This window comes from Streptomyces uncialis (assembly GCF_036250755.1).
GTDB lineage: Bacteria > Actinomycetota > Actinomycetes > Streptomycetales > Streptomycetaceae > Streptomyces > Streptomyces uncialis.
In genome coordinates, this window is the sequence record NZ_CP109583.1 from 1352735 (window position 1) to 1376075 (window position 23341).

Below are 23341 nucleotides of genomic sequence, written 5' to 3' on the forward strand. Positions count from 1 at the left end.
CCATCATGTCGATCCGCGATACAGAGATCCCAGTTGACACCCCGTCACCTGCCAAGGACAAGAAACTCCCCCTGGCGGCGCTGCTCGCGCTGGCCACCGCCGTCTTCATCACCAGCCTCACCGAGACCCTGCCCGCCGGCGTACTGCCCTCCATGAGCGGCGACCTGGGCGTCAGCGAGTCCGCGATGGGCCAGTCGGTGACGATCTACGCGATCGGCACCGCGCTCACCGCCATCCCGCTCACCGCCGCCACCGCCGCCTGGCACCGCAAGCGGCTGCTGCTCACCGCGATGGCCGGGTTCGCCGTCGCCAACACCGTGACGGCCGTGTCGTCCGACTACCCGGTCACCATGGTCGCCCGCTTCCTCGCGGGGGTCGCCGCGGGCCTCGCCTGGGCCCTGCTCGCCGGATACGCCCGCCGGATGGCGCCCGTCCACCTCCAGGGCAAGGCCATCGCCATCGCCATGGCCGGTATCCCCGTCGCCCTGTCGCTGGGCGTGCCCGCCGGGACCTTCATCGGCGGCGCCCTCGGCTGGCGGGTCGCCTTCCTCATCATGACCGGGCTCACCGTCGTCCTCCTCGGCTGGATCGTCGCCGTGGTCCCCGAGTACCCCGGCCAGCGCGCCGGGAGCCGGACGCCCATGCTGCGCGCGCTGCGGGTGCCGGGGGTCGCCCCGGTGCTGTTCGTGACCCTGGTCTTCGTCCTCGCGCACACGATCCTCTACACGTACATCGCCACATTCCTCGACCGGCTCGGGATGGAGGACTCCACCGATGTGGTGCTGCTCGTCTTCGGCGGCGCGTCGCTGCTCAGTATCTGGATCGTCGCGACGCAGATCCACCGGCGGCTGCGCGGACTCACCGTCGCCAGCACCCTGCTCGTCGCCGTCGCCGCGACCCTGCTCGCGCTGCTCTCGGACAGCACCGCGCTGGTGTACGTCGCGGTGACGCTGTGGGGGCTGGGCTGGGGCGGTATCCCCACCCTGCTCCAGACCGCGGTGGGCGACGCGGGCGGCGAACAGGCGGACTCGGCGCAGGCCATGCTCGTCACGCTGTGGAACGTGGCGATGGCCGCGGGCGGCGTCGCGGGCGGTGTCCTGCTCGACCGGGTCGGTTCCGAATCCTTCCCCTGGAGCGTGCTGCTCCTGATGCTGCCGGTGCTCGCGGTGGTGGTGGCCGCGCGGGTGCACGGCTTCCCGGCGAAGCGCCCCGGCGCGACCGTCTGAGCGTGACCGGCCGGGGCCCGGCCCGTTCCCCGTCCCGCAGAGGACAGGGGAACGGCCGGGCCCCGGTCGGCGGTGCGCGGACCCCGGGCGGGACCTCGGTGGCGGCGAGGGACCAGTGCCTGCGGAGTGCGTCCACCGGGACCCGCACGGACACGCCTGGGCAGGGCCCCGGTGTTCGTGACCGGGGCCCTGCCCAGGGGCGGTGCTCGGGTGGGACGGGCCGGGTCAGGGGGTCGCGGGCGGGGTCCCGTACGCGATGGGGTTGCTGAGGACCACGCCGTGGCTCTTGACGTCGATGGTCACCCGGTCGCCGTCCGCGATACGGAATCCGTCGTGGAAGCTGGCCTGGTCGGCGCCGAGCAGGACGTAGTTGACCAGTCCGGGTCGCCGTACCGCGGGGAAGGTGAACAGATGGTCCACCATGTCGCGCACCGGGTGGTACAGGGCGTCCGCGCCGCAGTCGAAGTTCCCCTCCCACGCGACCGCGCCGTCGCGTTCGATGGTGACCCGGCCGGTCACCGTCGCGGGCGGCTCCCCGAGGAACAGCCACGGGGACACCGCGGTGTCGCAGAGCTTGCAGTACGGGTTGTAGCCGGGGTCCTGACGGTGCAGCCCGATGTCGCAGAGGTCGTTGCCGAAGGTGTACCCGGCGTAACGCGGCTCGCCCCGGGCGTCGTTGACGTACACCAGGAGCACCTCGGGCTCCTCGATCAGCGCGACCGGCTCGGCCGGGACGGTGAGCGTCTCGTCCGGCAGCCGCAGCCAGGAACCGAAGCCCTTGAAGAACCACTTGGGCGGCACGAACGGCGCCCCCGCCGGGGCGCTCTCCCCGCCGAACTTGGACTTGTGGGTGCCCATGAACCCGCTGAGCAGGGCGTCGCCGGACACCGTGGGCAGCAGCGGCGGCAGCGGGCGCAGTTGCGGGTCCCCGGGTTCGACGGTGACGGCCCCGCCGGCCGCGCGGATGTCCGCGACGGCCCGCGCGAGGTCACCGCCACCGGCGACGGCCTCCCGCAACTGCCCCTCCCCCACCGGGTACAGGGTCAGCGGCTCACCGGGGCCGGGACGTTCGAAAGCCGCGTGGCGGCGGCCCTGGTACTCGCTCTCGAAGACGACGGACATGGTGCGGGCTCCTCGGAGGGTCGGACGTACGGGCCGGGCGGGACGCCCGACCCGGTGGCGCGCGGGCGGTGAGCGGGGTGGAGGCGGGTGAGCGGGGTGGGGGCCGGGGCACCGGCGGGACAGGGCAGAGCGCTTCAACGGGGCGGAGCGGTTCAGCCGGGCGGGGCGCTTCAACGGGGCGGAGCGGTTCAGCCGGGCGGAGCGCTTCAGCCGGGCGGAGCGGTTCAGCCGGGCGGGGCGGTCACCTGGGTGAGGACCTCCTCGATCCGGTCCAGCGAGGCGCGTACCCAGGGCAGTCGGAGCGGATCGGACACCGTGAGCGCGCGCTCCCGCCGTTCGGCCGTGTCACCGTAGAGACGGCTGGTCGCGACCCTGATCCGCAGGCTCCCGGCGGGTTCCCCGAAGGCGCTGCCCGGCAGGACCCCCACCCCGTACCGGTCGAGCAGCAGCCGGGTCAGGGCGTCACCGTCGCCCACCCCGTGGCGGCGCTCCAGCCGCTCCCGCAGCGGGGCGAAGTCCGGGTACAGGTAGCAGGTCGCCCGGATCGGGGTGAGTTCGGCGCCGGTGGCGGCGAACCGGGCGGCGACCGCGCGGACGACCACCTCGTGCAGGGCCCGGGAGCCGGCGATCCGGGCGGTCACCTGGGGCGGCTCGTCGAAGGCGTACGCTGCCGCCGCCTGGACAGGGGCCGGGGGGCTGGACCAGATCTGGCTGGCGACGGAGACCAGCCGGGTGGTCAGCTCCCGTCCGGCCGGGCTGTCGGGGAGCCGGGCGACCCCCGTGCGCCAGCCGCCGAGCGCGAGGCTCTTGGTGAGGCCGGTGGTGACCACGGTGCGCTCGGGGGCGAGGACCGCCGGGGACACGGCGGGGCGCGCCGCGTCGTACACCAGGTCGCCGTAGATCTCGTCGGAGACGACGATCAGGTCGAGGTCCCGGACCGCCGCGGCGAACCGGCGCAGGGTGTCCGGTCCGGCGACGGTCCCGGTCGGGTTGTCGGGGACCGTGACGACCACGGCCCTCGGGTCGTGTCCGGCGGCGCGGGCCAGGGTGACGGCCTCCCGCAGCCGGTCGGGGTCGGGCACACCGCCCTCGCCCGGCGCGGTCGGCACGGTGATCGGGCGCACCCCGGCGAGCCGCGCGTGGGCCGCGTAGCTGACCCAGCCGGGTACGGGGATGACGACGTCCCCGCCGATGGCCAGGAGCAGCGCGTAGAGCAGGGACTTGCTGCCGGGACCGGCGACCACCAGGTCAGGATCGGTGGCCCGGCCCCGGCGGCCCCAGTACCCGGCCGCGGCGTTGCGCAGGGCGGTGGAACCGGCGACGGGTCCGTAGGCGCCGAGGTCCGCGGCGGCGGCGAGCCGCTCGCGCAGCGCGGGCAGGACGGGCAGGCCGATCTCCCCGCTGGTGAGGGGGAGGACCTGTTCCCCGGCCTGTTGTCGGCGGGCCAGCAGCGCGTCGGCCGCGAGGGTCGCCGACATGGTCACCGGTGGGGGCTCGGGCATCAGGGACTCCAGCGGTCACGGGAAGCGGGGACGGGAAGCGGGGGCGGTGGTGGTGGGTGGGTGCGCGTCGGTCGGCCGGGGCGGCGGGACGCGGCGGACCGGGACCGGCGGGCCAGGGCCGGTGTGGCAGGGCCGGTGTGGCAGGGCCGGTGGCCCGGGATCGGTGGTGGGCCGCGTCCGGGGCGGGGGGCGGCGGTCATGCCCCGGTCCAGCGGGCGCGCAGTTCGGCCTTGCGGACCTTGCCGGTGAGGGTCTTGGGCAGGGCGGTCACCACCTCCAGCCGCTCGGGGAGGAACCGCCGGTCCAGTCCGGCGCGTTCGACGTGGGCGCGCAGTTCGTCCAGTGCGGGGTGGCCGGTGCCGCTGGGGACGACCACGGCGCACAGGGTGTCCCCGCCGGGGCCGGGCAGACCGACCAGCGCGGCCTCGGTGACGGTGGGGTGGCCGCCGATGACGGCTTCCAGTTCGGTCATGGGGGCGACGGTGCCGTCGCGGACGACGGCGTCCCGGGCGCGGCCGACGATCCGGATGCCGCCGTCCCCGTCGGCGCGGGCCAGGTCCCCGGTGTCGAACCAGCCGTCGGCGCCGAACTCGGCCGCGTAGACGTCGTCGCGTTTGTGGTAGCCGAGGGCGAGCGAGGCGCCCCGCACCCGCAGCCGGCCCACCCCGTCCAGGGTGCCGTCCGGCCCGGCGGGGTCGATGCGGACCTCCATCGCGTCGATGGGGCCGCCGTTGCTGTGGGCGGCCCAGTCCTCGGGCTGGCCGGGCCGGGTGATGGTGACGGGGCCGTTCTCGGACATGCCCCACAGCGAGTGGGCGCGGGCTCCGAGGGTGTCGCGGATGTCGGCCGCGAGGTCCGCGAGGACGGGCGCCGATCCGATGACGGCGTGCCGCAGGGTGCTGGTGTCGCGGGGATCGGCGCGCTGCGAGGCGGTGACATCGGCGAGGGTGGCGGGCGGGCCGTACAGAAGGGTGGCCCCGTACCGTTCGACGAGGTCGAGGAGGGCTTCGTTGCGCCGGACGTCCTGGAAGGCGACGGTGCCGCCCAGCAGGACGCCCGCGAGGATGCCCTGGGCGAAGCCGGAGTAGTGGCACAGGGGGGTGGAGACGGCGGCCACCAGTCCGGGTCCGAGTCCGAAGGTGTCGACGTAGCCGCGGATGGCGGAGTGGACGGTGTTCTGGCTGTGCAGCACGCCCTTGGACTCACCGGTGGTGCCCGAGGTGAAGAGCACCACGAACGGGTCGTCGGGGCCGAGTTCCCGGCCTTCGGGGACCGCCCCGGTGCGGCCCACCCGGTCGGGGTCGGGGTCGACGAAGTGGTCGTGGAAGTCGCGGGCGCCGTCCGGTACGGGGCCCCCGACCACGAACACCTTCTCCAGGGTGGCGAGTTCCCCGCTCAGCGCGGTGACGGTCGACGCGAGCGGTGATCCCGCCCAGCCGGGGATCGTGACACAGACGCGGGCCTCGGTGAGGGCGAGGCGGTGGCGCAGTTCGTCCTCGGGGCAGACCGGCGAGATGGGGCAGATCACCGCGCCGACGCGGGCACAGGCGAAGATCAGCGGCACCATCTCCCAGCGGTTGGGGAGCTGGACGGCGACGAAGTCGCCGCGCCGGACACCGAGTCCGGCGAGGGCGCGTGCGAAGCGTTCGGTGAGCTGGAGGAGTTCGGCGTAGTCGAGGGTGTCGGTGCGGGCCTCGGCGACCCGGCGGCCCGCGATGGCGAGATGGTGCGGCCGGTGGCGGGCCTGGCGGCGGAGGTCGTCCAGGAAGGTCTCGTCCCGCCACCAGCCCCGGCGCCGGTACTCGTCGGCGCGTACCCGCCGTGGATCGACGGGCGCGGGGGCGCTCACCGGCGCTCCGCGCGGCGCGCGGCGAGCAGTTCGGGCAGCGGGTCGCCGACGCTGGCGGCGGCGATCTCCAGCAGGGCGCGGGTGTTGTCGCGGACCCGGGTGGCCACCCAGTCGAAGACCCAGTCCTTGCGGGGTCCGGCGGCGAGCTCGAAGGGCACGGTCCGGGTGAGGGCGAGTCCGGCGGCGGCGGCTCCGCCGACATTGGCGACGACATCGGGGACCAGGGTGGCACCGGAGGCGATGATCTTCTGCTTGGCCTCGGCGCTGGAGGTGAGGTTGCCGCCCTCCACGATCAGCGGGGGGCGCAGCCGGTGGACGTTGGCGGCGTTGACGGCGTCCTTCTGCGCGGCGAGGACGAGCAGGTCGGCGTCGACCCCCAGCCAGGCCTCGCGCTCCGGGTCGACGGTGACGCCCTGCGGCAGCCGGGTGCGGTCGATCCGGCCGAGGTCGTCGGTGATGGCGACGAGGTCGTCCACGGGCAGCCGGTCGGCGGTGATGGTGCCGTCGATGTCGGCGACGGCGACGACGCGGTGGCCGCGTTCCTCCAGGAAGCGGGCGACGGCGCGGCCGACCGCGCCGAAGCCCTGGACGACGACCCGGGCGGCCTTGTCGCGGTGGGCGGCTTCCAGGGCGGTGACGGCGGCGACCCCGACGCCGTGTCCGGTGCAGTCGATCAGTGGTTCGTAGTAGGTGCGCCAGTCGTACGGCATGTCCACGGCGCGGGCCTTGCGGCGCGGGTCGTAGCCCGCCTCGGCGAAGAAGGTGGCGCGGTCGGCGGGGGTGACCCCGAGGTCGATGCCGAGATGGATGCCGCCGTGCAGCAGCGGGGCGACGGTACGGCCGAAGGTGCGAAAGGTCTCCTCGCGGTCGCGGCCGTCGGAGACGATGCCCGCTTTGGCGCCGCCGACGCGCAGACCCACGAGGGTGAGCTTCTCGGTCATCCCCCGGGCGAGACCGGCGACCTCGTCCTCGGTGACGGCGGCGGTCATCCGGGTGCCGCCCATGGCGAGCGAGTCGACCAGGGAGTCGACGACGACCCAGCCCTTCAGGGGGCCGCCGCTGCCGTTGAGCTTCACCGAGAAGGCGGGTTCCTGGGTGTCGGTGGTACGGAGGCGGGCGTGCGGAGCGGTCATGTCCGGGACCTCACTTCGGTGTCGTTGCGATGGGGTGCGGTGTGTCGCGTGGGGTGCGGTGGAGTGCCGCCGGACCGGCGCGGGCGGGAGCGCGGCCGGTGGGACGGGAGCGGGGCCGAGGCGGACCCGGCGGTCGGACCGGTTCACTTCCACAGGTCGGTGAACCCGCGGAGGATCTCCTTGCCGTCCCGGCGGAATTCGAGGTGGGCCTGCGAGCCGTGGATACGGCCGTCGTCGGAGCGCAGGAACTCGACGGGGGCGTGCTCGGAGCGTCCGATGGAGCGGAAGCCCGGGGGCGCCTGCCGCAGATAGAGGGTGTGGCGGTGGAACACCGTGACGGTCGGTCCGACATGGGCGAACAGGGCTTCGCCCGGGTCGACACGGGCCTGGTGGCCGCCGACCCGCTGGGGTCCCTCCGCGAGACCGCCGCCCGCGGCGACACCGATGATCTGCATACCGCCGCAGATCCCGAACACGGGGACGTCGGTGGTCATCACCAGATCGATCAGCGGCCGGTAGTGGTCGCTGTCGTAGGCGCGGACCTTGGTGCCGCTCAGCACGATCGCCTGGTAGCGGTCGCCGGCCTTCGCGGGGACGTGGGCGGCCTCGACGGTGTCGGTGGCCGAGCCGAGTTCCGCGAAGCGGTCACGGAGCTGTTTCAGGGACAGGGTCCCGTTGTTCACGACCAGGACCCGGGAGGTCGCCATGGGCCGTGGACTCCTTTCAGGGGCGCGGTGGCCGGTCCCGGGGCGGGGACCGGCCGGAGGGGTGACCGGCCGTGGGGGTGACCGGCCGTGGGGGTGACCGGCCGTGGCGGTCCGGCCGGGAGGGGCCGGCCGTGGGTGACCGGCCGTGGGGGTCCGGCCGTGGGGGTCCGATCAGCCGGGGGTGATCACCGTTCCGGTGCGTTCGGCGAGGAGTTCCGACACGGGGGCGCTGCCGATGACGACCCGGCCGACGCCCCGGTCGAGGGCCTCACCCGCGGCCCGCAGCTTCTTGCGCATCCCGCCGGTGGCGCCGTTGTCGCGGAACGCGGCGGCGGCCTCCGCGGTGATCCGGTGCACCGGCCGGCCGTCGACGAGGAGATGGGTGACGTCGGTGACCAGGGTGAGATCGGGTGCGCCGGTGGCGCCCGCGAGGGCGGCGGCGGCCCGGTCGGCGTCGGTGTTGACCTCCCGCCCGTCGGGCCCGAGGGCCAGCGGGGTGACGAGCAGACAGTGGCCGGGGGCGAGGTTCTTCAGCCGTGACGGGTCGATCCGGGCGACGGGTCCGACCAGGTTGTCGATCTCCACGAGCTGTTTGCGGTGCCACCACCAGCGTTCACCCTGGGCCGCCTCGATCAGACCGTCGCTGCCGATGACCCGTTCGGTGGTGACGCCGCGTTCGGCGAGCCGGGCGACGACGTCCCGTCCGAGAGCCGCGCTGACGGTCTTGATGTCCTCGATCACCTGCGGGGTGGTCCAGCGGCTCTGGTTGCCGAACCGGTCGCGCAGCACCGCGGACGGCTCGCTGTAGCGGGGGCTGAGGCGTTTGAGCGGCTTGGACCAGCCGTGCACCAGGATCAGCGGGTGCGCGCGGCCGTGCCGGGCGAGGTCGTCCCACCAGTGGGCGGACACCTCGTCCAGGACGCTGCCGCCGAGTTTGACGACGGTGGGGACCGCGCTCACGCGGGCATCACGGGCTGCATGGTCAGTCCTTCCTCCTCCGGCAGGCCGAAGCGGATGTTGAGGGCCTGGACGGCCTGTCCCGCGGCGCCCTTGACGAGGTTGTCCAGGGCGGCGAGGACGACGATCCGGTCGCCGTCGGGGTCGTGCTCCACCGCGATGTCGCAGTAGTTGGAGCCGAGGACCGCCTGGGGGTCAGGGACGGGGATCAGGGTCTCGGTGTGCCGGCGCACCCGGACGAAGCGGTGGCCCTTGTAGAAGCGCAGATAGGCGCGGTGCAGGGTGCGGGCGTCCGGTGTGTCGCCGTCGGTGAAGACGTAGGAGCTGGTGAGCAGTCCGCGGACATGGGAGACGCCGTACGCGGACATGGACAGGGAGGCGATCCGGCCGGGTTCGGCGCGTTCCAGGAAGTCCCCGACCTCGGCGGCGTGCCGGTGCCCGGTGGGGGCGTACGGGGCGATGGCCCCGCTGCGGAAGGGGTGCAGATCGGGGGTGCGCAGCTGGAGGCCGCCGCCGCTGGAGCCGCTCTTGCCGTCCACGACGACGGTCCGCAGTTCGAGGCCGAGTCCGAGGACGAGCGGGGCGAGGCCCAGGGTGATGGCGGTGGCGTAGCAGCCGGGCAGCGAGATCAGGGGCGCGCCGGCGAGCCGTTCGCCGATCAGCTCCGGGACGCCGTACACGAACCGTTCGGCGAGTTCGGGGCTGCGGGACACCTTGGGGTACCAGCGGTCGTGGAGCGCGGGGGTGCGGATACGGAAGGCGCCGCTGAGGTCGATGACACAGGGGACGCGGTCGGCGAGGCGGGCCGCGAGTTCGGCGGAGGCCGGTGCCGGGGTGGACAGGAACACCACGTCGCAGCGTTCGGCGAGCGCGTCCGGGTCGTCGGGGACCGCTTCGACGCTGACGCCGAGGTCCTGGCGCAGTCCGGGGTGGAGTTCGCTGGGGCGGCGGCCGACGCTGGAGGAGCCGCCGAGGAAGGTGAGCCGGAGCCGGGGGTGCTGGACGACGAGCCGGATCAGATCGCCGCCGGCGAGCCCGGAGGCGCCGATGATCCCCACCCGGACGGGCGGTGCGCCGCCCGTCATCCGAGGATCTCCCGGACATGGCGGCCGATCGCGGCGGGGATGTCGGCCCCGGTGGCGGAGGCGACCGCGCGGAAGCCGGGGGCGTGGTTGACCTCGTTGACGAGGTGGCCGTCGGGCGTCTCGAAGAGGTCGACACCGTAGATCCCGGCGCCCAGCAGGTCGACCACCCGGCCGACGATGTCCCGGACCTCGTGGTCGAGGGCCACCGCCTCGTTGCGGTTGCCGAGTGCGGCGTTGTTGCGCCAGTCGGTCCCGCCGCTCTCGAAGCGGGCCGCGGCGACGAGTTCCTCGCCCACCACCAGGCAGCGCACCGAGCTCCCGCCGAGGTAGGGCTCCACGAGGCACGCCTGCTCGAAGGCGTGGCCGAGGTCCTCGACGTAGTCGTAGACGGAGTGGGCGGTGTCCCGGGTGCGCAGCAGGGTGACGCGTTTGCCCATCCCGCCGAAGACGGGCTTGAGGACGACGGGCAGGGGGAGTTCGTCGAGTGCCTTCTCGAAGTCCTTGCGGGAGACGACGAGCCGGAAGTCGGGCACCGGTATCCCGGCGGTGCGCAGCAGGGCGCGCAGCACGAGTTTGTTCTCGCAGCTCTGGATCGCGTGGGTGGTGTTGAGGGTGGGGATGCCGGACGCCTGTGCGGCGGCGGCGAGCAGTCCGCCGCGGGTGTAGCTGCGGCTGCGGATGAGGAGGGTGTCGTACGCGGTGATCGACGGTGCGTCCGGGTGCCCGAGGCACAGGGACTCGTCGTTCACCCAGTCGATGTGCAGGCCGAGGTCCGGCGCGGTCCGGATGAGCTGGCGTTCCTCCCAGCCGATCCGGTCCGCGACGATGGCCACTTTGCCGCCCATGGATGGACTCCTTCGTGTGAGCGCGTCGGCTACTGGCCCCAGTCGCGGAGCTGGACCTCGATCATCTGGAGCGAGAGGGTGCCGTCCTGGATGCCGTCGACCCGCAGGGTGAGCAGGCATTCGGGGCACGACAGGGTTTCGCCCTCGATCAGCGGAGGTGTCGTCAGATCGGTCTCGCACTCGGGGCAGGCACCGGTGAGCGTGGGCATGGGTGTCTCCTGGCAGGGGTGGCGACTCCGGCCCCGGGCGGGGGTCGGAGCGGGGGTACGTAGGGGTACGAAGGGCGCTGAGGGTTCGGCGGGTACGTGGGGGTACGGGGGGCGCGGCGGGTACGTGGGGGTACCGGGGCCGGGGCCGGGTGGTGGGGGTCAGGTGCCGGGGAACTCGACGGCGGCCTTGCGGATGGCGTCGCGGTCCAGCAGCGGGGCGCCGCGCTCGGTCTGCCGGCGCACCAGCCACTCGGTGAAGCCGGGGACGTCGATGTCGGTGCCGGAGTCGGCGAGCGCCCAGGTCACCAGCGGCGGGGTGAGGCGGGAACGGACCCGCAGTTCACGGGAGTTGCCGACGGTCTCGGCGGGCAGGGTCTCGTACGCCTCGGGGTGGGTGAGCTGGCCGGGCAGTTCGTAGGCGAAGGCGTGCGAGGTGGTGGGTCCGGGCTGGAAGGCGGTGCCGAGCCCGGAGCCCTTCAGGGCGAGGGCGGACAGCTCGGTGAGATGCGACAGGTCGAAGCGGGTGTCGCCGTGGATCACCCGCAGGGAGGTGAGCAGTTCGGCGAGGGGCGCGTTGCCGCCGCGTTCCCCGATGCCGCCGACGGTCGCGGAGATCCAGCGGGCACCCGCGCGGTAGGCGGCCAGCGAGTTGGCGACGGCCATACCGAGCATGTTGTGGGAGTGGATCTCGATCTCGGCGCCGTCGATCGCGGTGAGGTCGCCGATCACCCGTTCCATCTGCCAGGGCGACAGACAGGCCACGGTCTCCGCGAGCCGGAACCGGTCGGCCCCGGCGGCGAACCCGGCGGTGACGTAGGGGACGAGCCGTTCCCGTGGGGTGCGGGCGCCGTCCTCGCCGCTGAAGGTGACATGGAAGCCGCGTTCCTTGGCCTGCTCGATGGCGGCGCGGGCGACGGCGATGAGGTACTTGGTGCTGCTGGAGCCGAGTTTCAGCGCGGCGTGCTGCTCCGAGGTGGGGATGGAGAACATCACCGACCGCACCCCGAGGCGCAGGGCCTCGTCCAGGGCGCGCGCGCTCTGGCGCCGGTCGCGGACCACAACCAGGCTGAGGCTGCGTTCGGGGCCGACCGCGTCATGGGTGGCGTCGATGAGGGGGGCGTCCTTGGACGCCGGTCCGGAGATCATGCCGACCTCGACCAGTTCGACCCCGGACCGCACCAGGAGCCCGGCGATCCGGCCGGCGTCCGCCGGGCCGAATTCCACCCCCGCCATATGGGCGGAGTCACGCAGGGTGGCGTCGGAGATACGAGGGAGTGGGCGTGCTCCGTTCGGAGGGCCGGCGTCCTTTTCTGTCACTGCCATGGCGTTCGACTCCTTCATCGCGCCGCTTGTGGGGGCGGCGTCCTCGAAACAGCGCCAGGAATATGCCGCGGACCCGGAAGGGTCCGGTCGGAATGGGGAGGGCGATCGCGGCCGGAGGGGGGAGCCGCGATCACCGGTGTCCAGCCTCCGGGGGGCGGGTACGCGCCGTCAAGATTTCGCGCCTCAGACGATTGTCAGGGATTGTCACGGGAGTTCAGGTCAGGAAAGGAAAGGACGGGCCGGGGCAGAAGTCGGGTAATTGACTTCGCCGGACGGCGGTGGCCGGAGAATTCCCGGCTATGGTGGCCGCGTTCCGTTCGGCGTGGGTACGGCAGAAGGGTGGTCATCGCATGGATCTGTTCTCCCTCCCTCGGCTCGGGGTGGTCGTCCCACCCGAGAACCCCACGGCCGAGCCGGAGTTCCACCGGCTCGTGGGCGGGGCGCTGAACGTCTACACCTCCCGCTTCCCGGTGCTGCCGGGGCTGGGCCTGCGGGACATGCTGGAGCGGTACAACGCCGTGCTGGCGGACACCCTCGCGGGCTTCGGCGGGATGCGGCTGGACGCGGCGGTGGTCGCGTGCAGCGCGTCGCACTATCTGCTCGCGCCCGCGGGCGACCGCGCGTTCTGCGAGCGGCTGAGCGAGCGGGCCGGGTTCCCGGTGCGTTCCTCGACGCAGGCGATCCTCGCGGCGTGCGAGGCGTTCGGGGCGGACGGGCTGACGCTGGTGTCGCCGTACGAGCCGTGGCTGACGGACACCTCGCGGGACTTCTGGCGGCGGGCGGGACTGCGGGTCGACGAGGTGGTGCTCGTCCCGGCGGGCGACCGCTTCGACCCGTACGCGGTGACCCGCGCCGAGATACTGGACCGGCTGTACGGCCGGCCGCTGCCGGGGGACGGCGCGCTGCTGTTCACCGGTACGGGGATGGCCACGCTGGCGGCGCTGGAGACCCTGGCGCGGGACACGGACCGGCTGCTGCTCACGTCCAATCTGGCGTCGGCGTGGTGGGCGCTGCGTGAGGTGGGCGCCTGGGGTCCGGGGACCGCCGCGGCCCATCCGCTGCTGGCGCGGCTGGCCCAGGTACCGGAGGCCGCCTGAACCGCCCGCGCCGCCGGTGGGGTGGGCGGCGGGCGGGACGGTACTGCCGGGCGGACAGGGCGGGGGTGCGCCCCGGCCGACGCGGGGTGGGGGTCAGCCCCGGCCGATGCGGTAGCCGACCCCTCGTACGGTGATGATCCAGCCGCCCGCGCCGAGTTTGCCGCGCAGGCTGCTGACGTGGGTGTCGAGGGTGCGGCTGGACTGGGCCCAGTTGATGCCCCACACCCGGGACATGAGGTCCTTGCGGGAGACGGCCGCCGTGGGGCTGGCGGCCAGGGTGAACAGCAGGTCGAACTCCTTGCCGGTGACCTCGACCGTCCGGTCGTGCAGCCGGACCTCGCGGGTCCGTTCGTCCAGGTGCAGCGGTCCCAGCGAGATGGTCTGGGCGACGGTCTGCCCGGGGTAGGCGCGGCGCAGCACGGCCTCGATCCGGGCGATCAGCTCGCGCGGGCCGCAGGACTTGATCACGCAGTCGTCGGCACCGGCCTGGAGGGCGAGCACCCGGTCGAGTTCGGTGTCGCGGTCGGTGAAGGCGATGACGGGGGTGGGTCCGGCGTCCCGGACGGCGCGGCAGATCTCCAGGCCGTCGATGTCGGACAGTTCGAGGTCCAGCAGCACCAGGTCGGCGCTGCGGTAGGAGCTCAGGGCCGCCGCCCCGGTGCCCACGCTGACGGCGGCGTACCCGCGCCGCCGCAGTTCACGCAGGAGGGCGTCGGCGAGAGCGCGGTCCTCCTGCACGACGAGTACGCGTTCCATGGTGTGTGGTCGGCTTCCTTCGGTCGGTTCCCGGCCGGTCCGGGGCGTGAGCCGCCCGAACCGGCCGGGCGGCTCAGCGTGGGACCGCGTAGCGGCTTGCGGGACGGGACAGACCGAGGTGGCCGCGCAGGGTGGTGGCCGTGTAGGCGGTGCGGAACGCGCCGCGCCGCTGGAGTTCGGGCACCAGTCGGCGGGTGATGCCGCGCAGGTCGTGGGGCAGTGCCCCGGGCCGCAGCCGGAAGCCGTCCAGCCCGGCATCCCGCCAGTCGAGCAGCAGATCGGCGAGCCCGGCGGCACTGCCGGTGTAGATCCGCGCGTCGGAGGTGAGCGGGGTCCCGGCCAGCTCGTCGAGCCGCGCGGTGCGGCCGGCGGCGGCGCCGGGCTCGTCGTCGAGCAGGACGACGAGGTCGGCGAAGACCTTGAGCGGCGCCCCCGTCCGCCCGACGGTCCGCTGGGCTTCCTGGACCTGGGCGGTGACGGTGACGACCTCGTCGTGGGTGTGGGGGGTGATGTAGACGACGTCCACGGACCGGGCGGCGAACTCGTAGGGCGTCACGGCGTGGGCGAGCGAGGTGACGACGGGCTGGCCCTGCGGTGAGCGGGGGGTGATCGAGGGGCCGCGTACGCGGAAGCGGTCCCCTTCGAAGTCGATGTGGTGCAGCTTGTCCCGGTCGATGAAGCGGCCGGTGGCGGCGTCCCGGATCTCGGCGTCGTCCTCCCAGCTGTCCCACAGCCGCCGGACCGTCTCGACCACGTCCGACGCCTCACCGAAGAGTTCGAGCAGCCGGGCCGCGATCAGAGTGGAGTCCTGGACGTCCTCGGAGGTGAGCTGGGGGGTGGCGCGGCGGCCGAAGTGGGCGGCGTCGGCGGCCCGGGAGGCGATCTGCGGGCGCCAGCCGGCGCGGCCGTGGCTGGCGTGGTCGAGGGTGGCGATACCGGTGGAGATGTGGAACGGCTCGGTGTGGGTGACGTTGGCGGTGGGGACGAGTCCGATCCGCGAGGTGAGCGGCGCGAGCCGGGCGGCGAGGAGCACGGCGTCCAGACGGCCCCGGACCTGGTCGGTGCGCTGGTCGGGGAGGTGCAGCGACGCGGTCTGGAGGGCCAGTTCGTCCTCGATGGTGACGAAGTCGAGCAGTCCGCGTTCGGCCTCGGTGACCAGGTCGGCCCAGTATCCGGCGGTGAACAGTTCGGCGGGGCGGGCGTCCGGGGCGCGCCAGGCCGCCGGGTGCCACCCGGCGCCGTCGAGGGCGACGGCGAGATGGAGCGAGGTCACGATGCCTCCTTCTCGGTGCGGGGGGCACCGGTGCGCGGGGCGAGTCCGAGGTGGTCGCGGAGGGTGGTGCCGGTGTAGTCGGCGCGGAAGACGCCCTTCTCCTGGAGCAGCGGGACGACGCTGTCGACGAAGTCGTCGAGGCCGGGGGTCAGGTGGGGGACGAGGACGAAGCCGTCGGCGCCGTCGGTCCGCACGAAGGTGTCGATCGCGTCGGCGACGGTGCGCGGGGTCCCCACGAAGGTCTGCCGTCCGGTGACCTCGATGACCAGCTCGCGGATGCTCAGCTTCCGCTCGTCGGCGATCCCCCGCCAGCGGCGGGCGGTGGCCGCGCGGTCCTTGCGGAAGGTCGAATGGCCCTTGAGGACGAGGTTGTCGGGGGCCGGTTCGATGTCGGGCAGCGGACCGTCGGGGTCGTAGCCGGACAGGTCGTGGCCCCAGACGGCCTCGACGAAGGTGAGCGCGGTCCGCGGGCCCACCTGGGCCCGGGTGATCGCGGCGGCGCGTTCGGCGGCCTCCTCCTCGGTGTCCCCGAGGACGTAGGTCGCGGACGGGATGATCAGCAGATCGCCGGGGGCGCGCCCGTACGCGGCGAGGCGGCGTTTCACGTCCCGGTAGAAGGCGCGGGCCTGGTCGAGGTCGTCGTACTTGCTGAAGATGACGTCGGCCTCGGCGGCGGCGAACTCCCGGCCTTCCTCCGACTCCCCCGCCTGGATGACCACCGGGTGGCCCTGCGGGCCGCGGGGGGTGCTGAACCGTCCGGAGATGTCGAAGTGCTGTCCCTGGTGGGTGAACTCCCCCGCGGCCGGGCGGATGAACTCGCCCGCCGCCCGGTCCGCGAGGACGTCCCCGGCACCCCAGCTGTCCCACAGTTCCCGTGCGGTGGCGAGGAACTCGGCGGCGCGGGTGTAGCGGTCGGCCTCGGCGAGGAAGCCGCCGCGCCGGAAGTTCTCGCCGGTGAACGCGTCGAAGCTGGTGACGACGTTCCAGGCGGCCCGGCCCTCGCTGAGATGGTCCAGGGTGGCCAGCCTGCGGGCCACCTCGTAGGGCTCGTTGAAGGTGGCGTTGACGGTCGCCGCGAGGCCGAGGCGGGTGGTGACCCCGGCCAGTGCGCTGAGCACGGTCAGTCCCTCGGGCCTGCCGACCACGTCCAGGTCGTGGACACGGCCCTTGTGCTCCCGCAGCCGGAGCCCTTCCGCGAGGAAGAAGAAGTCGAACTTCCCGCGTTCCGCGGTCCGCGCCAGCTTGATGAAGGATTCCACGTCGATCTGGCTCTCGGAGCGCGGGTCCGACCAGACCGTGGTGTTGTGTATCCCGGGGAGTTGCGCTGCGAGATGTATCTGTTTCACGGGCACGACGATTTCTCCTCCAACGCCACCGTACGCAAAGTGTTCCGCACCATTGACCGGCCGGCGCGGACCCTCCCGGAATTCCGCCGCCGACCGGGTGTGCGGTAATGACGCGCACTTGTGAAGCCGGGGAAAGAACCGCCCATTCTTTCCCCGGCCGTGCGCATTTCCCCCCGGCCGGGATTCCGTTCGGTGTCCGCAGCCGTTTCCGTCATTCAAGCTGCGATGATCCTGCATTGCTTCCAAGGGCTACGCAACCCACCGCAATAGACTGTTCACAATCCGCGACGGCAAGGGATTGACCGAAAGCCGGACTTGTGCGCAGGGGGCCGCCGGAGTATCCACCGGGGCCGACGGCGTCCGGTCAGGGCTTCGACGCCCGAACTGATGGCCGAAAACCGTGCTCGTCAGGCCGCGTCCGCCGCATTCGACACATTCCCGTCACACTCCCGACCGATGGCGCGATCCCGTCGTCCGCGACAGGTCCGCCCCGCCGGGTCGTTCAGGGCCTGCGGCCGTGGAAGGTGCGGCGCAGATCGCTCACCCAGGCGTCCGGGTTCTCCCAGGGGATGAAGTGGCCGCCATGGTCATGGGCGTTGACGTTGACGTGGTTGAACCAGCCCGCCTGCGGGCCGGACCCGAAGGCCCGGACGCGCTCGTCGGCGGTGCGGACACCGGGCGGGTTCTCGTAGGTGACGAAGGTGAGGCCGACCGGGGCCTGCACGACCGGGGTCCGGTCATGGGCGGGGGTCCAGGAGTAGCGGTTGGCGTTGGCGTAATAACGCATCGATGTGGCGATGGAATTATTCACCCAGTAGATCGTGGCGTGGGTGAGCAGATCGTCCTTGGTGAAGACGGACTCCACGTCACCGCCGTTGTCACTCCAGGCGTCCCAGCGCTCCAGCAGCCAGGCGAGCAGTCCGGCGGGCGAGTCGCTGAGGCCGTGGGCCAGGGTGGCACCGTCGAGCATGTGCACGGCCAGGTGGGGCGCCCAGCGGTGGTCCAGTTCGACGATACGGGCGCGGACATCGGCGCTCTGTTCGTCGGTGAGGGGCCGGTTCCGGGCGAAGTCCCACGCGCGGGGGCCGTTGAAGAAGTCGAGCGGCAGCCCGGAGCCGATGTGGATGCCGTACAGCTCGTCGGGGTACTTGTGGCCCAGCTGGCTGGAGACGATCCCGCCGATGTCGCAGCCCCCGGCGGCGTACTTCCCGTATCCCAGGGTCTCGGTCATCAGGGTGTGCCAGAGGTCGGAGACCTTCCAGAAGTTGATGTCCGGGAAGCCGGTGAGCGGGCCGGGGAAACCGAAGCCGGGCAGGGACGGCACGATGACGTCGAACGCGTCGGCGGGGTCACCGCCGAACGCGGCCGGGTCGGCGAGCGGGCCGATCACCTTCGACCAGTGCCAGAACGTCCACGGCCAGCCGTGGGTGAGGATCAGCGGGATCGGACGGGGTCCGCGCCCGGGTTCGCGCATGAAGTGCACCGGGACACCGGCGACGCCCACCTGGTAGTGCTCATGGACGTTGATGGCGGCTTCGGCCTCGCGCCAGTCGTATCCGTCCCGCCAGTAGGCGACCAGCTCACGCACACGGCTGCCGGGGACGCCGTAGGACCCGTCCTCGTTCCCCTCGTCCAGTGGCGGACGGGTCAGCGCGAGCCGGGTGCGCAGATCGTCGAGGACCGCGTCGGCCACATGGATCGGGGTGGGCTCCAGGGGGAAGGCGCGCGGGGTGGTCATGGTGTGGTTCCTCACCGGGTGAAGGAGGCGGATTCCTCGGCCTGTTGGGCTCCGACGGCCCGACGATTCCACATCCGCCCCGGGGGCACCGATTCCCTATCCCGCGTGGGGGCGCTGCTCCCAGGTGTTCCCAGATGTCCGCTCGTGACGTCGTCACCGAGAGGCGCGGAGCAGGACCGGTACGCCTCGTCCACCACCGTCATACGGAGGCCACGTGGGCACGACCGCGTACGACGAGCGCGCCGCCATCGAGGCGGCGGGTTCAGACGAAGGGCCGGGGTGGGCGGGAGCTTCCCGCGCCCATGTGGCGCCGCAGCGCCAGGAAGCCGATACCGACCGTCAGCGGCCAGCACACGGCGAAGGCCCAGATCGCGGCCGGGCTGGCGGTGACGACGCCGAGGATCAGCAGCCCGAGCGAGGCGAGCCCGCACAGCGCGAGGATGCGCCCGCCCGCCGGCCGCTGCGGCAGTCTGAACCGCATGCCGAGCAGACCGAGCCTGCGGTGCAGCGCGCGGTCGCGGTCGAGCACGGACTCGATACCCCTGAGGGCTTGCTGTTCCCGGTCGGTGAGCCGGTCGGCGGCCATGGTGATCACCCCGGTGCGCTTGTCCTGCGGCAGGGCCTTCCCTCTCCGGCGGGGCTTGCGCGGACGCGCTCCGCGCCCTGGGCGGGAGCGTCACCACGCACGGCACCCGGCACCGCCGACGGCACCGCGGGCGGCACGTGTCGCGCCGCAGGGGACACACCACCACGCCGAAGCGCTGGCACTCCCTTGTCCACGTGCCATTTTGCCCGTGCAGACCGCTTTCAAACGCTTTGCCGGGAATGCCGGGAACGGCGGGGCGGGGGAGTTCCTGGCGGCCCGCCGGTCCCGCCCCCATGAACGTCGCAGAGCCGGGAACGGTTTCCGTGCGTGCCCGGAGCGCCGCTCTGCGTGTCCGTCGGGCATGGGCGCGTTCCGCCCGACGGACCGCCGCCATAGCGTCCCGGGACCCGGCGTCCCAGCCGCAGACCGGCCGAACTCCGCTCACCGGCCGGGGGTGGCCGAAGCCGCCCGTCCCGGGCCCGGCCCCGCGCAGGGCCCGTCGGCGGCGATGCGGGCCGGGCCCGACGGCCTGTCCAGCGGCGAGCCCGTCCGGGCGCATCCGCGCGGACGGTGACCCGGTGCGCGGCCGGCGCGGCCGGAACCGCCGTCCGCCGGGCCGAACATGACCGAGAACACCCGGGCGACCGCCGCTCCCCCGGGCGCTCTGGTTCTTTTCGGCGTCCGGTGCCCGTCGGAGCGTCCGGACGCCGGGCCGGGCGGCCGTCGGGGAGCGGTGGAGGGCAGGCGTCCCCTTTGCCCGGCGGTCCCGGCCGCGCCGCCGCGTCCGGCCGCGCCTCCCGGGGTCCGGGCGGTCCGCCTGACGGGCCCCCGGGACCCGTGTGGTCCGTGGGATGAGATCGACTTGAAGCCACCCATGGGACGTTCTTTACATGGCCATGACCACTGCATCACCATTCCGTTGCCGGTACGGACACACCCAGAGCAAGGAGAGTTCGTGGCCAGACGCACACCGGGGCGGCGCGGCAGGTTCGCCGCCCTGACGGCCGGGTTCATGGCACTCCCCCTTCTCCTCGGCGCAGCGCCGGCGGCGGTGCCGCCGGACCCCGGCGGGACGGAGGCGGCGCCCCCGGCGTTCCGGGACAAGACGGAACCGGGGCTCCGGGCGCAGCTCGGCTCCCGTGAACGGGCGACCTTCTGGGTCACCCTGGCCGAGGAGGCCGACTCCTCGGCCGCCCGCCGCGCCCGGGACAAGACGGCCAAGGGCCGTACGCTGCTGGCGGCCAAGCAGAGCCACGCCCGTGCGACCCAGGCCCCGTTGAAGGCGCTGCTGGACGGTGCCGGGGTCCGCCACGAGTCGTTCTGGGTCACCAACACCCTCAAGGTCACCGCCGACGAGGCCCTCGCCCGGAAGATCGCCGCCCGCCCCGAGGTCGCGTCCCTGGCCGCCGACGATCCGGTGGTCCTGCCCGATCCGCTGCCGGGCGACGGCAAGCCGCGGGTGAACGCCGTCGAGTGGAACATCGACCGGATCAACGCCCCCCGCGTCTGGTCCGAGTTCGGGGCGCGCGGGGAGAACGTCGTCGTCGCCACCATCGACAGCGGGGTCCAGCTCGGTCATCCCGCCCTGCACGACCGGTACCGCGGACTGAAGGCGGACGGCGGCTACGACCACGCGTACAACTGGTACGACCCGGGCTGGGTGTGCGGCCCGACCAAGCCGTGCGACAACACCGGTCACGGCACCCATGTGATGGGCACGATGGTCGGGGACGGCGGGCCTGACCACACCATCGGGGTCGCGCCCGGCGCCACCTGGATCGCCGCCAAGGGCTGTGAGGACACCCGGTGCACCCGTGAGTCGCTGCTGCGGTCCGGCGAGTGGATGATCGCGCCGACCGACACCAACGGTCTGAACCCCCGGCCGGATCTCGCCCCGCACATCGTGAACAGCTCGTGGGGCAACAGCTCGTCCGACCCGTGGTTCAAGCCCGTCGTCCAGGCGTGGCGGGACGCGGGCATCTTCCCCGCGATGTCCAGCGGCAACAGCGGCTCGCAGTGCCAGGCCACCGGGTCGCCCGGCGGCTACGCCACCACGTACTCCAGCGGCGCGTTCGACGCGAACAACGCCATCGCCTCGTTCTCGGCGCGCGGCAGCGGCGAGGAAGGCGCCGTCAAGCCGAACCTCGCCGCCCCCGGTGTCGATGTGCGTTCCTCGTGGTCGGACGGCACGTACCGCCCGCTGTCCGGGACGTCGATGGCCACACCGCACACCGCCGCGACCGTGGCGCTGATGTGGTCGGCGGCGCCGAGTCTGCGCGGTGATGTCGCGGAGACCGAGCGGCTCCTGAACCGGACGGCGATCGACACGGAGGATCTGAGCTGCGGCGGCACCCCCGAGCGCAACAACGTCTGGGGCGAGGGCAGGCTGGACGCCCACGCGGCCGTGTCCGCCGCGCCCCGGGGTCCGGTCGGCGCGGTCAGCGGCGGTGTCACCTCCGGTGGCGCTCCCGTCGCGGACGCGGTGCTGGACTTCGTGGGTCCGGTGAAAGCCCGGGCGCACGGTGACGCCCAGGGCCGTTACCACGCCAAGCGGCTGGCGGCGGGCGAGTACACGGTGACGGTGAGCGGATTCGGGTTCACCCCGGTCACCGGCACGGCGACGGTCACCGCGAACGGCACCGTCACCCGGGACTTCTCCCTGGAGCGGGCCCCGGCGGCCCGCCTCACCGGACGGGTCACCGGTGCTTCCGGGGCCGAGCGCCGGGCTGTCGTGGGTGTGGTGGACGCGCCCGCGTCGGCCACGACCGCCACCACGGGCGCCGACGGCACGTTCTCGCTGGATCTGCCGCAGGGCACGTACGACATCTCCGCGTCACCGGACCACCGGTGCGCCGCGGTCGCCACCGTACGGATCGAGGTCCGCGGGAACACCGTCCACGACTTCAGGACGCCGCCGCGCACCGACGGGTTCGGTACCAGCTGCACGGTCGCCACCGACGTGCCGTTCCCGCGCGGGACGAAGCCGATCACCTTCCCGCACACGGACCGGGCCGTCAGCACCATCGATCTGCCGTTCCCGGTGCCCTTCTACGGCCGGACCCATCGCGGCGCCGCCGTGTCCATCGACGGGGTGCTCGGCTTCTCGGATCTGCTCCACTCGGGCAACAACACCCTGCTGCCCCGGGCGGGCGCCCCCGACAACGCGCTCTTCCCGTACTGGGACGACCTCGTCCTGGGTGCGGGCTCGGGCGTCCACTGGGCTGCCTCGGGCACCGCGCCGCACCGCGAGGTCACCGTCGAGTGGCGGGACGTGGCGCTGGCGTCCTCGCGCGAGGTGCGGTTCTCCTTCGCCGCGGTGATCGGGGAGGACGGCACCGCGTCGTTCCACTACGAGAACGGGCCGGGCGCCGGCCTCACGAACGGGGAGAGCGCGACGATCGGCGTCGAGAACCCCACGGGCACCGACGCGCTGATGTACTCGTTCAACAGCTCCGTGGTCCGGGGCGGGACGAGCGTCCACTTCCGGACCGGGGACACGGCCGTGCTCTCGGGGACGGTCACCGACGCCAACGACGGCAAGCCGGTCGCCGGGGCCACCGTGACGGCCGGGGGCCGGACCGACACCACCAGGGCCGACGGGGGCTATCTCTTCCAGCTGCCGCCGTCCGCCGCCCAGGATCTCGCGGTGGCCGCCCCGCACTACACCGCGGCGACCCGGCAGGTCCGCGGGGAGGCCGGCGGGGTCACCGTCACCGATGTGGCGCTCGGCACCGCACGGATCACCTCCGAAGCCGCTTCGGCGCACCTGGTCGTCCCGCCCGGGGAGCGGCGCGCCCGTGACCTCACGCTCACCAACACCGGCTCCGCCGGCGCGTACACCCTGACGGAGGCGACGGACGAGCCCTGGCTCACCGTCTCCCCCGCCGGCGGGGAACTGGCCGCCGGGGGACGGACGGCCGTCACCGTCACGGCCGACGCGTCGGGGGTCGCCCCGGGGACCGTCCTCACCGCGACGCTGAAGCTGGCCTCGGACAGCGGGCGCAAGCCGGTGACCGACATCCCGGTCACCGTGGTCGTGCCCGCCTACCGGACGGCCGTGGACGCGGGAGCCGCCCGCGCCCTCACCGACGCGCACGGCGACACCTGGACCCCCGACCGCGCGTACACCGCCGGAAGCCACGGCCACCTCGGCGCCGGCACCCGGCTGACCACCAACCGGGCGCTGACCGGGAGCCCGCTCCACGACCCCGCCCTCTACCGCACCGCGCGCCAGGACATGCGGGAGTACCGCTTCGACGGGCTGCCGACCGGTACCTACCGGGTGGAACTGGGCTTCGCGGAGCTCGCGGGCAAGCGGCCGTCGCAGCGGGTCTTCGATGTGACGGCCGAGGGCAAGCTGGTCGTCCCCAACCTCGATCTGGCACTGGAGGCGGGCGTACGGACCGCGCACGACCGGGCGTTCACCGTGCGGGTCACCGACGGACAGCTCGACCTGCGGTTCGACCGCACGGTGGGCAGGGCCCTGGTGAACGCGATCCGGGTGACCCACCGGCCCGATCTGACCGGCTGACGCCCCACCGGCACCTCATCGCCCGCACGGCACCGCCCACGGCACCGGGGCCCGAC

General features: G+C 73.3%; 18 protein-coding genes. 3 read left to right on the forward strand and 15 right to left on the reverse strand.

Going from position 1 to position 23341, the window contains the following annotated elements; translation table 11 throughout:
* Positions 1-5 precede the first annotated feature (5 nt).
* Positions 6-1226 carry an MFS transporter gene (locus OG711_RS05290; protein ID WP_329558555.1) on the forward strand — a complete coding sequence of 407 codons (1221 nt, stop codon included), beginning with the start codon at positions 6-8 and terminating at the stop codon, positions 1224-1226.
* Between the two features lie 225 nt (positions 1227-1451).
* Here OG711_RS05290 and OG711_RS05295 read toward each other — a convergent pair whose 3' ends face one another.
* From OG711_RS05295 to OG711_RS05340, 10 genes are all read right to left on the reverse strand, one after another.
* Positions 1452-2348 (reverse strand): fumarylacetoacetate (FAA) hydrolase, encoded by an 897-nt coding sequence (locus OG711_RS05295; protein WP_073786888.1) that lies wholly within the window; start codon positions 2346-2348, stop codon positions 1452-1454.
* A gap of 224 nt (positions 2349-2572) precedes the next feature.
* On the reverse strand, positions 2573-3850 hold the full coding sequence (locus OG711_RS05300) for a pyridoxal phosphate-dependent aminotransferase (RefSeq protein WP_329558556.1): 1278 nt from the start codon (positions 3848-3850) through the stop codon (positions 2573-2575).
* A 196-nt stretch (positions 3851-4046) separates the two neighbouring features.
* Complete coding sequence (locus OG711_RS05305; protein WP_329558557.1) at positions 4047-5699, reverse strand: AMP-binding protein; 1653 nt, start codon at positions 5697-5699, stop codon at positions 4047-4049.
* On the reverse strand, positions 5696-6832 hold the full coding sequence (locus OG711_RS05310) for a Glu/Leu/Phe/Val dehydrogenase dimerization domain-containing protein (RefSeq protein ID WP_266505843.1): 1137 nt from the start codon (positions 6830-6832) through the stop codon (positions 5696-5698). The genes OG711_RS05305 and OG711_RS05310 overlap by 4 nt, the downstream gene beginning before the upstream one ends.
* A gap of 143 nt (positions 6833-6975) precedes the next feature.
* Positions 6976-7539 (reverse strand): type 1 glutamine amidotransferase, encoded by a 564-nt coding sequence (locus OG711_RS05315; RefSeq protein WP_073786892.1) that lies wholly within the window; start codon positions 7537-7539, stop codon positions 6976-6978.
* Positions 7540-7710: 171 nt separating this feature from the next.
* Positions 7711-8499, reverse strand: a complete 789-nt coding sequence (locus OG711_RS05320) for an amino acid kinase family protein (protein WP_329558558.1) — start codon at positions 8497-8499, stop codon at positions 7711-7713.
* Positions 8496-9581 (reverse strand): N-acetyl-gamma-glutamyl-phosphate reductase, encoded by a 1086-nt coding sequence (gene argC / locus OG711_RS05325; protein ID WP_266505850.1) that lies wholly within the window; start codon positions 9579-9581, stop codon positions 8496-8498. Before argC ends, OG711_RS05320 begins: the two co-directional genes overlap by 4 nt.
* Positions 9578-10426 carry an ATP-grasp domain-containing protein gene (locus OG711_RS05330; RefSeq protein WP_073786898.1) on the reverse strand — a complete coding sequence of 283 codons (849 nt, stop codon included), beginning with the start codon at positions 10424-10426 and terminating at the stop codon, positions 9578-9580. The genes argC and OG711_RS05330 overlap by 4 nt, the downstream gene beginning before the upstream one ends.
* A 29-nt stretch (positions 10427-10455) precedes the next feature.
* A complete protein-coding gene (locus OG711_RS05335; protein ID WP_099282498.1) occupies positions 10456-10635 on the reverse strand; it encodes a lysine biosynthesis protein LysW in 180 nt (59 codons plus the stop codon).
* Positions 10636-10794: 159 nt separating this feature from the next.
* Positions 10795-11958 (reverse strand): LeuA family protein, encoded by a 1164-nt coding sequence (locus tag OG711_RS05340; RefSeq protein ID WP_329558559.1) that lies wholly within the window; start codon positions 11956-11958, stop codon positions 10795-10797.
* 350 nt (positions 11959-12308) lie between these two features.
* Between OG711_RS05340 and OG711_RS05345 the strand changes: the two genes are divergently transcribed.
* On the forward strand, positions 12309-13055 hold the full coding sequence (locus OG711_RS05345) for a maleate cis-trans isomerase family protein (RefSeq protein WP_073787789.1): 747 nt from the start codon (positions 12309-12311) through the stop codon (positions 13053-13055).
* A gap of 93 nt (positions 13056-13148) precedes the next feature.
* Here the strand turns inward: OG711_RS05345 and OG711_RS05350 are convergent, their stop codons facing one another.
* The 5 genes from OG711_RS05350 to OG711_RS05370 all read right to left on the reverse strand — a co-directional run bounded on the left by OG711_RS05350 (position 13149) and on the right by OG711_RS05370 (position 18754).
* Positions 13149-13811: a response regulator transcription factor gene (locus OG711_RS05350; RefSeq protein ID WP_073786901.1), complete on the reverse strand. Its 663-nt coding sequence runs from the start codon at positions 13809-13811 to the stop codon at positions 13149-13151.
* 73 nt (positions 13812-13884) lie between these two features.
* The gene (locus OG711_RS05355; protein WP_329558560.1) at positions 13885-15084 is read right to left on the reverse strand and encodes an LLM class flavin-dependent oxidoreductase; all 1200 of its coding nucleotides are present in this window, start codon (positions 15082-15084) and stop codon (positions 13885-13887) included.
* Entirely contained in the window at positions 15081-16430 is a 1350-nt protein-coding gene (locus OG711_RS05360; RefSeq protein ID WP_329558561.1) for an NtaA/DmoA family FMN-dependent monooxygenase, read from the reverse strand. Before OG711_RS05360 ends, OG711_RS05355 begins: the two co-directional genes overlap by 4 nt.
* Positions 16431-16932: 502 nt before the next feature.
* Positions 16933-18168 (reverse strand): epoxide hydrolase family protein, encoded by a 1236-nt coding sequence (locus tag OG711_RS05365; RefSeq protein WP_329558562.1) that lies wholly within the window; start codon positions 18166-18168, stop codon positions 16933-16935.
* Positions 18169-18430: 262 nt separating this feature from the next.
* Positions 18431-18754: a DUF3040 domain-containing protein gene (locus tag OG711_RS05370; RefSeq protein WP_329558563.1), complete on the reverse strand. Its 324-nt coding sequence runs from the start codon at positions 18752-18754 to the stop codon at positions 18431-18433.
* A gap of 955 nt (positions 18755-19709) precedes the next feature.
* Between OG711_RS05370 and OG711_RS05375 the strand changes: the two genes are divergently transcribed.
* On the forward strand, positions 19710-23285 hold the full coding sequence (locus OG711_RS05375) for a S8 family serine peptidase (protein WP_329558564.1): 3576 nt from the start codon (positions 19710-19712) through the stop codon (positions 23283-23285).
* Positions 23286-23341: the final 56 nt, after the last annotated feature.

Coding starts and splice junctions, on each gene's coding strand:
- OG711_RS05290 (WP_329558555.1), top strand. CDS start 6: ATGTCGATCCGCGATACAGAGATCCCAGTTGACACCCCGTCACCTGCC.
- OG711_RS05295 (WP_073786888.1), bottom strand. CDS start 2,348: ATGTCCGTCGTCTTCGAGAGCGAGTACCAGGGCCGCCGCCACGCGGCT.
- OG711_RS05300 (WP_329558556.1), bottom strand. CDS start 3,850: ATGCCCGAGCCCCCACCGGTGACCATGTCGGCGACCCTCGCGGCCGAC.
- OG711_RS05310 (WP_266505843.1), bottom strand. CDS start 6,832: ATGACCGCTCCGCACGCCCGCCTCCGTACCACCGACACCCAGGAACCC.
- OG711_RS05315 (WP_073786892.1), bottom strand. CDS start 7,539: ATGGCGACCTCCCGGGTCCTGGTCGTGAACAACGGGACCCTGTCCCTG.
- argC (WP_266505850.1), bottom strand. CDS start 9,581: ATGACGGGCGGCGCACCGCCCGTCCGGGTGGGGATCATCGGCGCCTCC.
- OG711_RS05330 (WP_073786898.1), bottom strand. CDS start 10,426: ATGGGCGGCAAAGTGGCCATCGTCGCGGACCGGATCGGCTGGGAGGAA.
- OG711_RS05335 (WP_099282498.1), bottom strand. CDS start 10,635: ATGCCCACGCTCACCGGTGCCTGCCCCGAGTGCGAGACCGATCTGACG.
- OG711_RS05340 (WP_329558559.1), bottom strand. CDS start 11,958: ATGGCAGTGACAGAAAAGGACGCCGGCCCTCCGAACGGAGCACGCCCA.
- OG711_RS05345 (WP_073787789.1), top strand. CDS start 12,309: ATGGATCTGTTCTCCCTCCCTCGGCTCGGGGTGGTCGTCCCACCCGAG.
- OG711_RS05350 (WP_073786901.1), bottom strand. CDS start 13,811: ATGGAACGCGTACTCGTCGTGCAGGAGGACCGCGCTCTCGCCGACGCC.
- OG711_RS05365 (WP_329558562.1), bottom strand. CDS start 18,168: ATGACCACCCCGCGCGCCTTCCCCCTGGAGCCCACCCCGATCCATGTG.
- OG711_RS05370 (WP_329558563.1), bottom strand. CDS start 18,754: ATGGCCGCCGACCGGCTCACCGACCGGGAACAGCAAGCCCTCAGGGGT.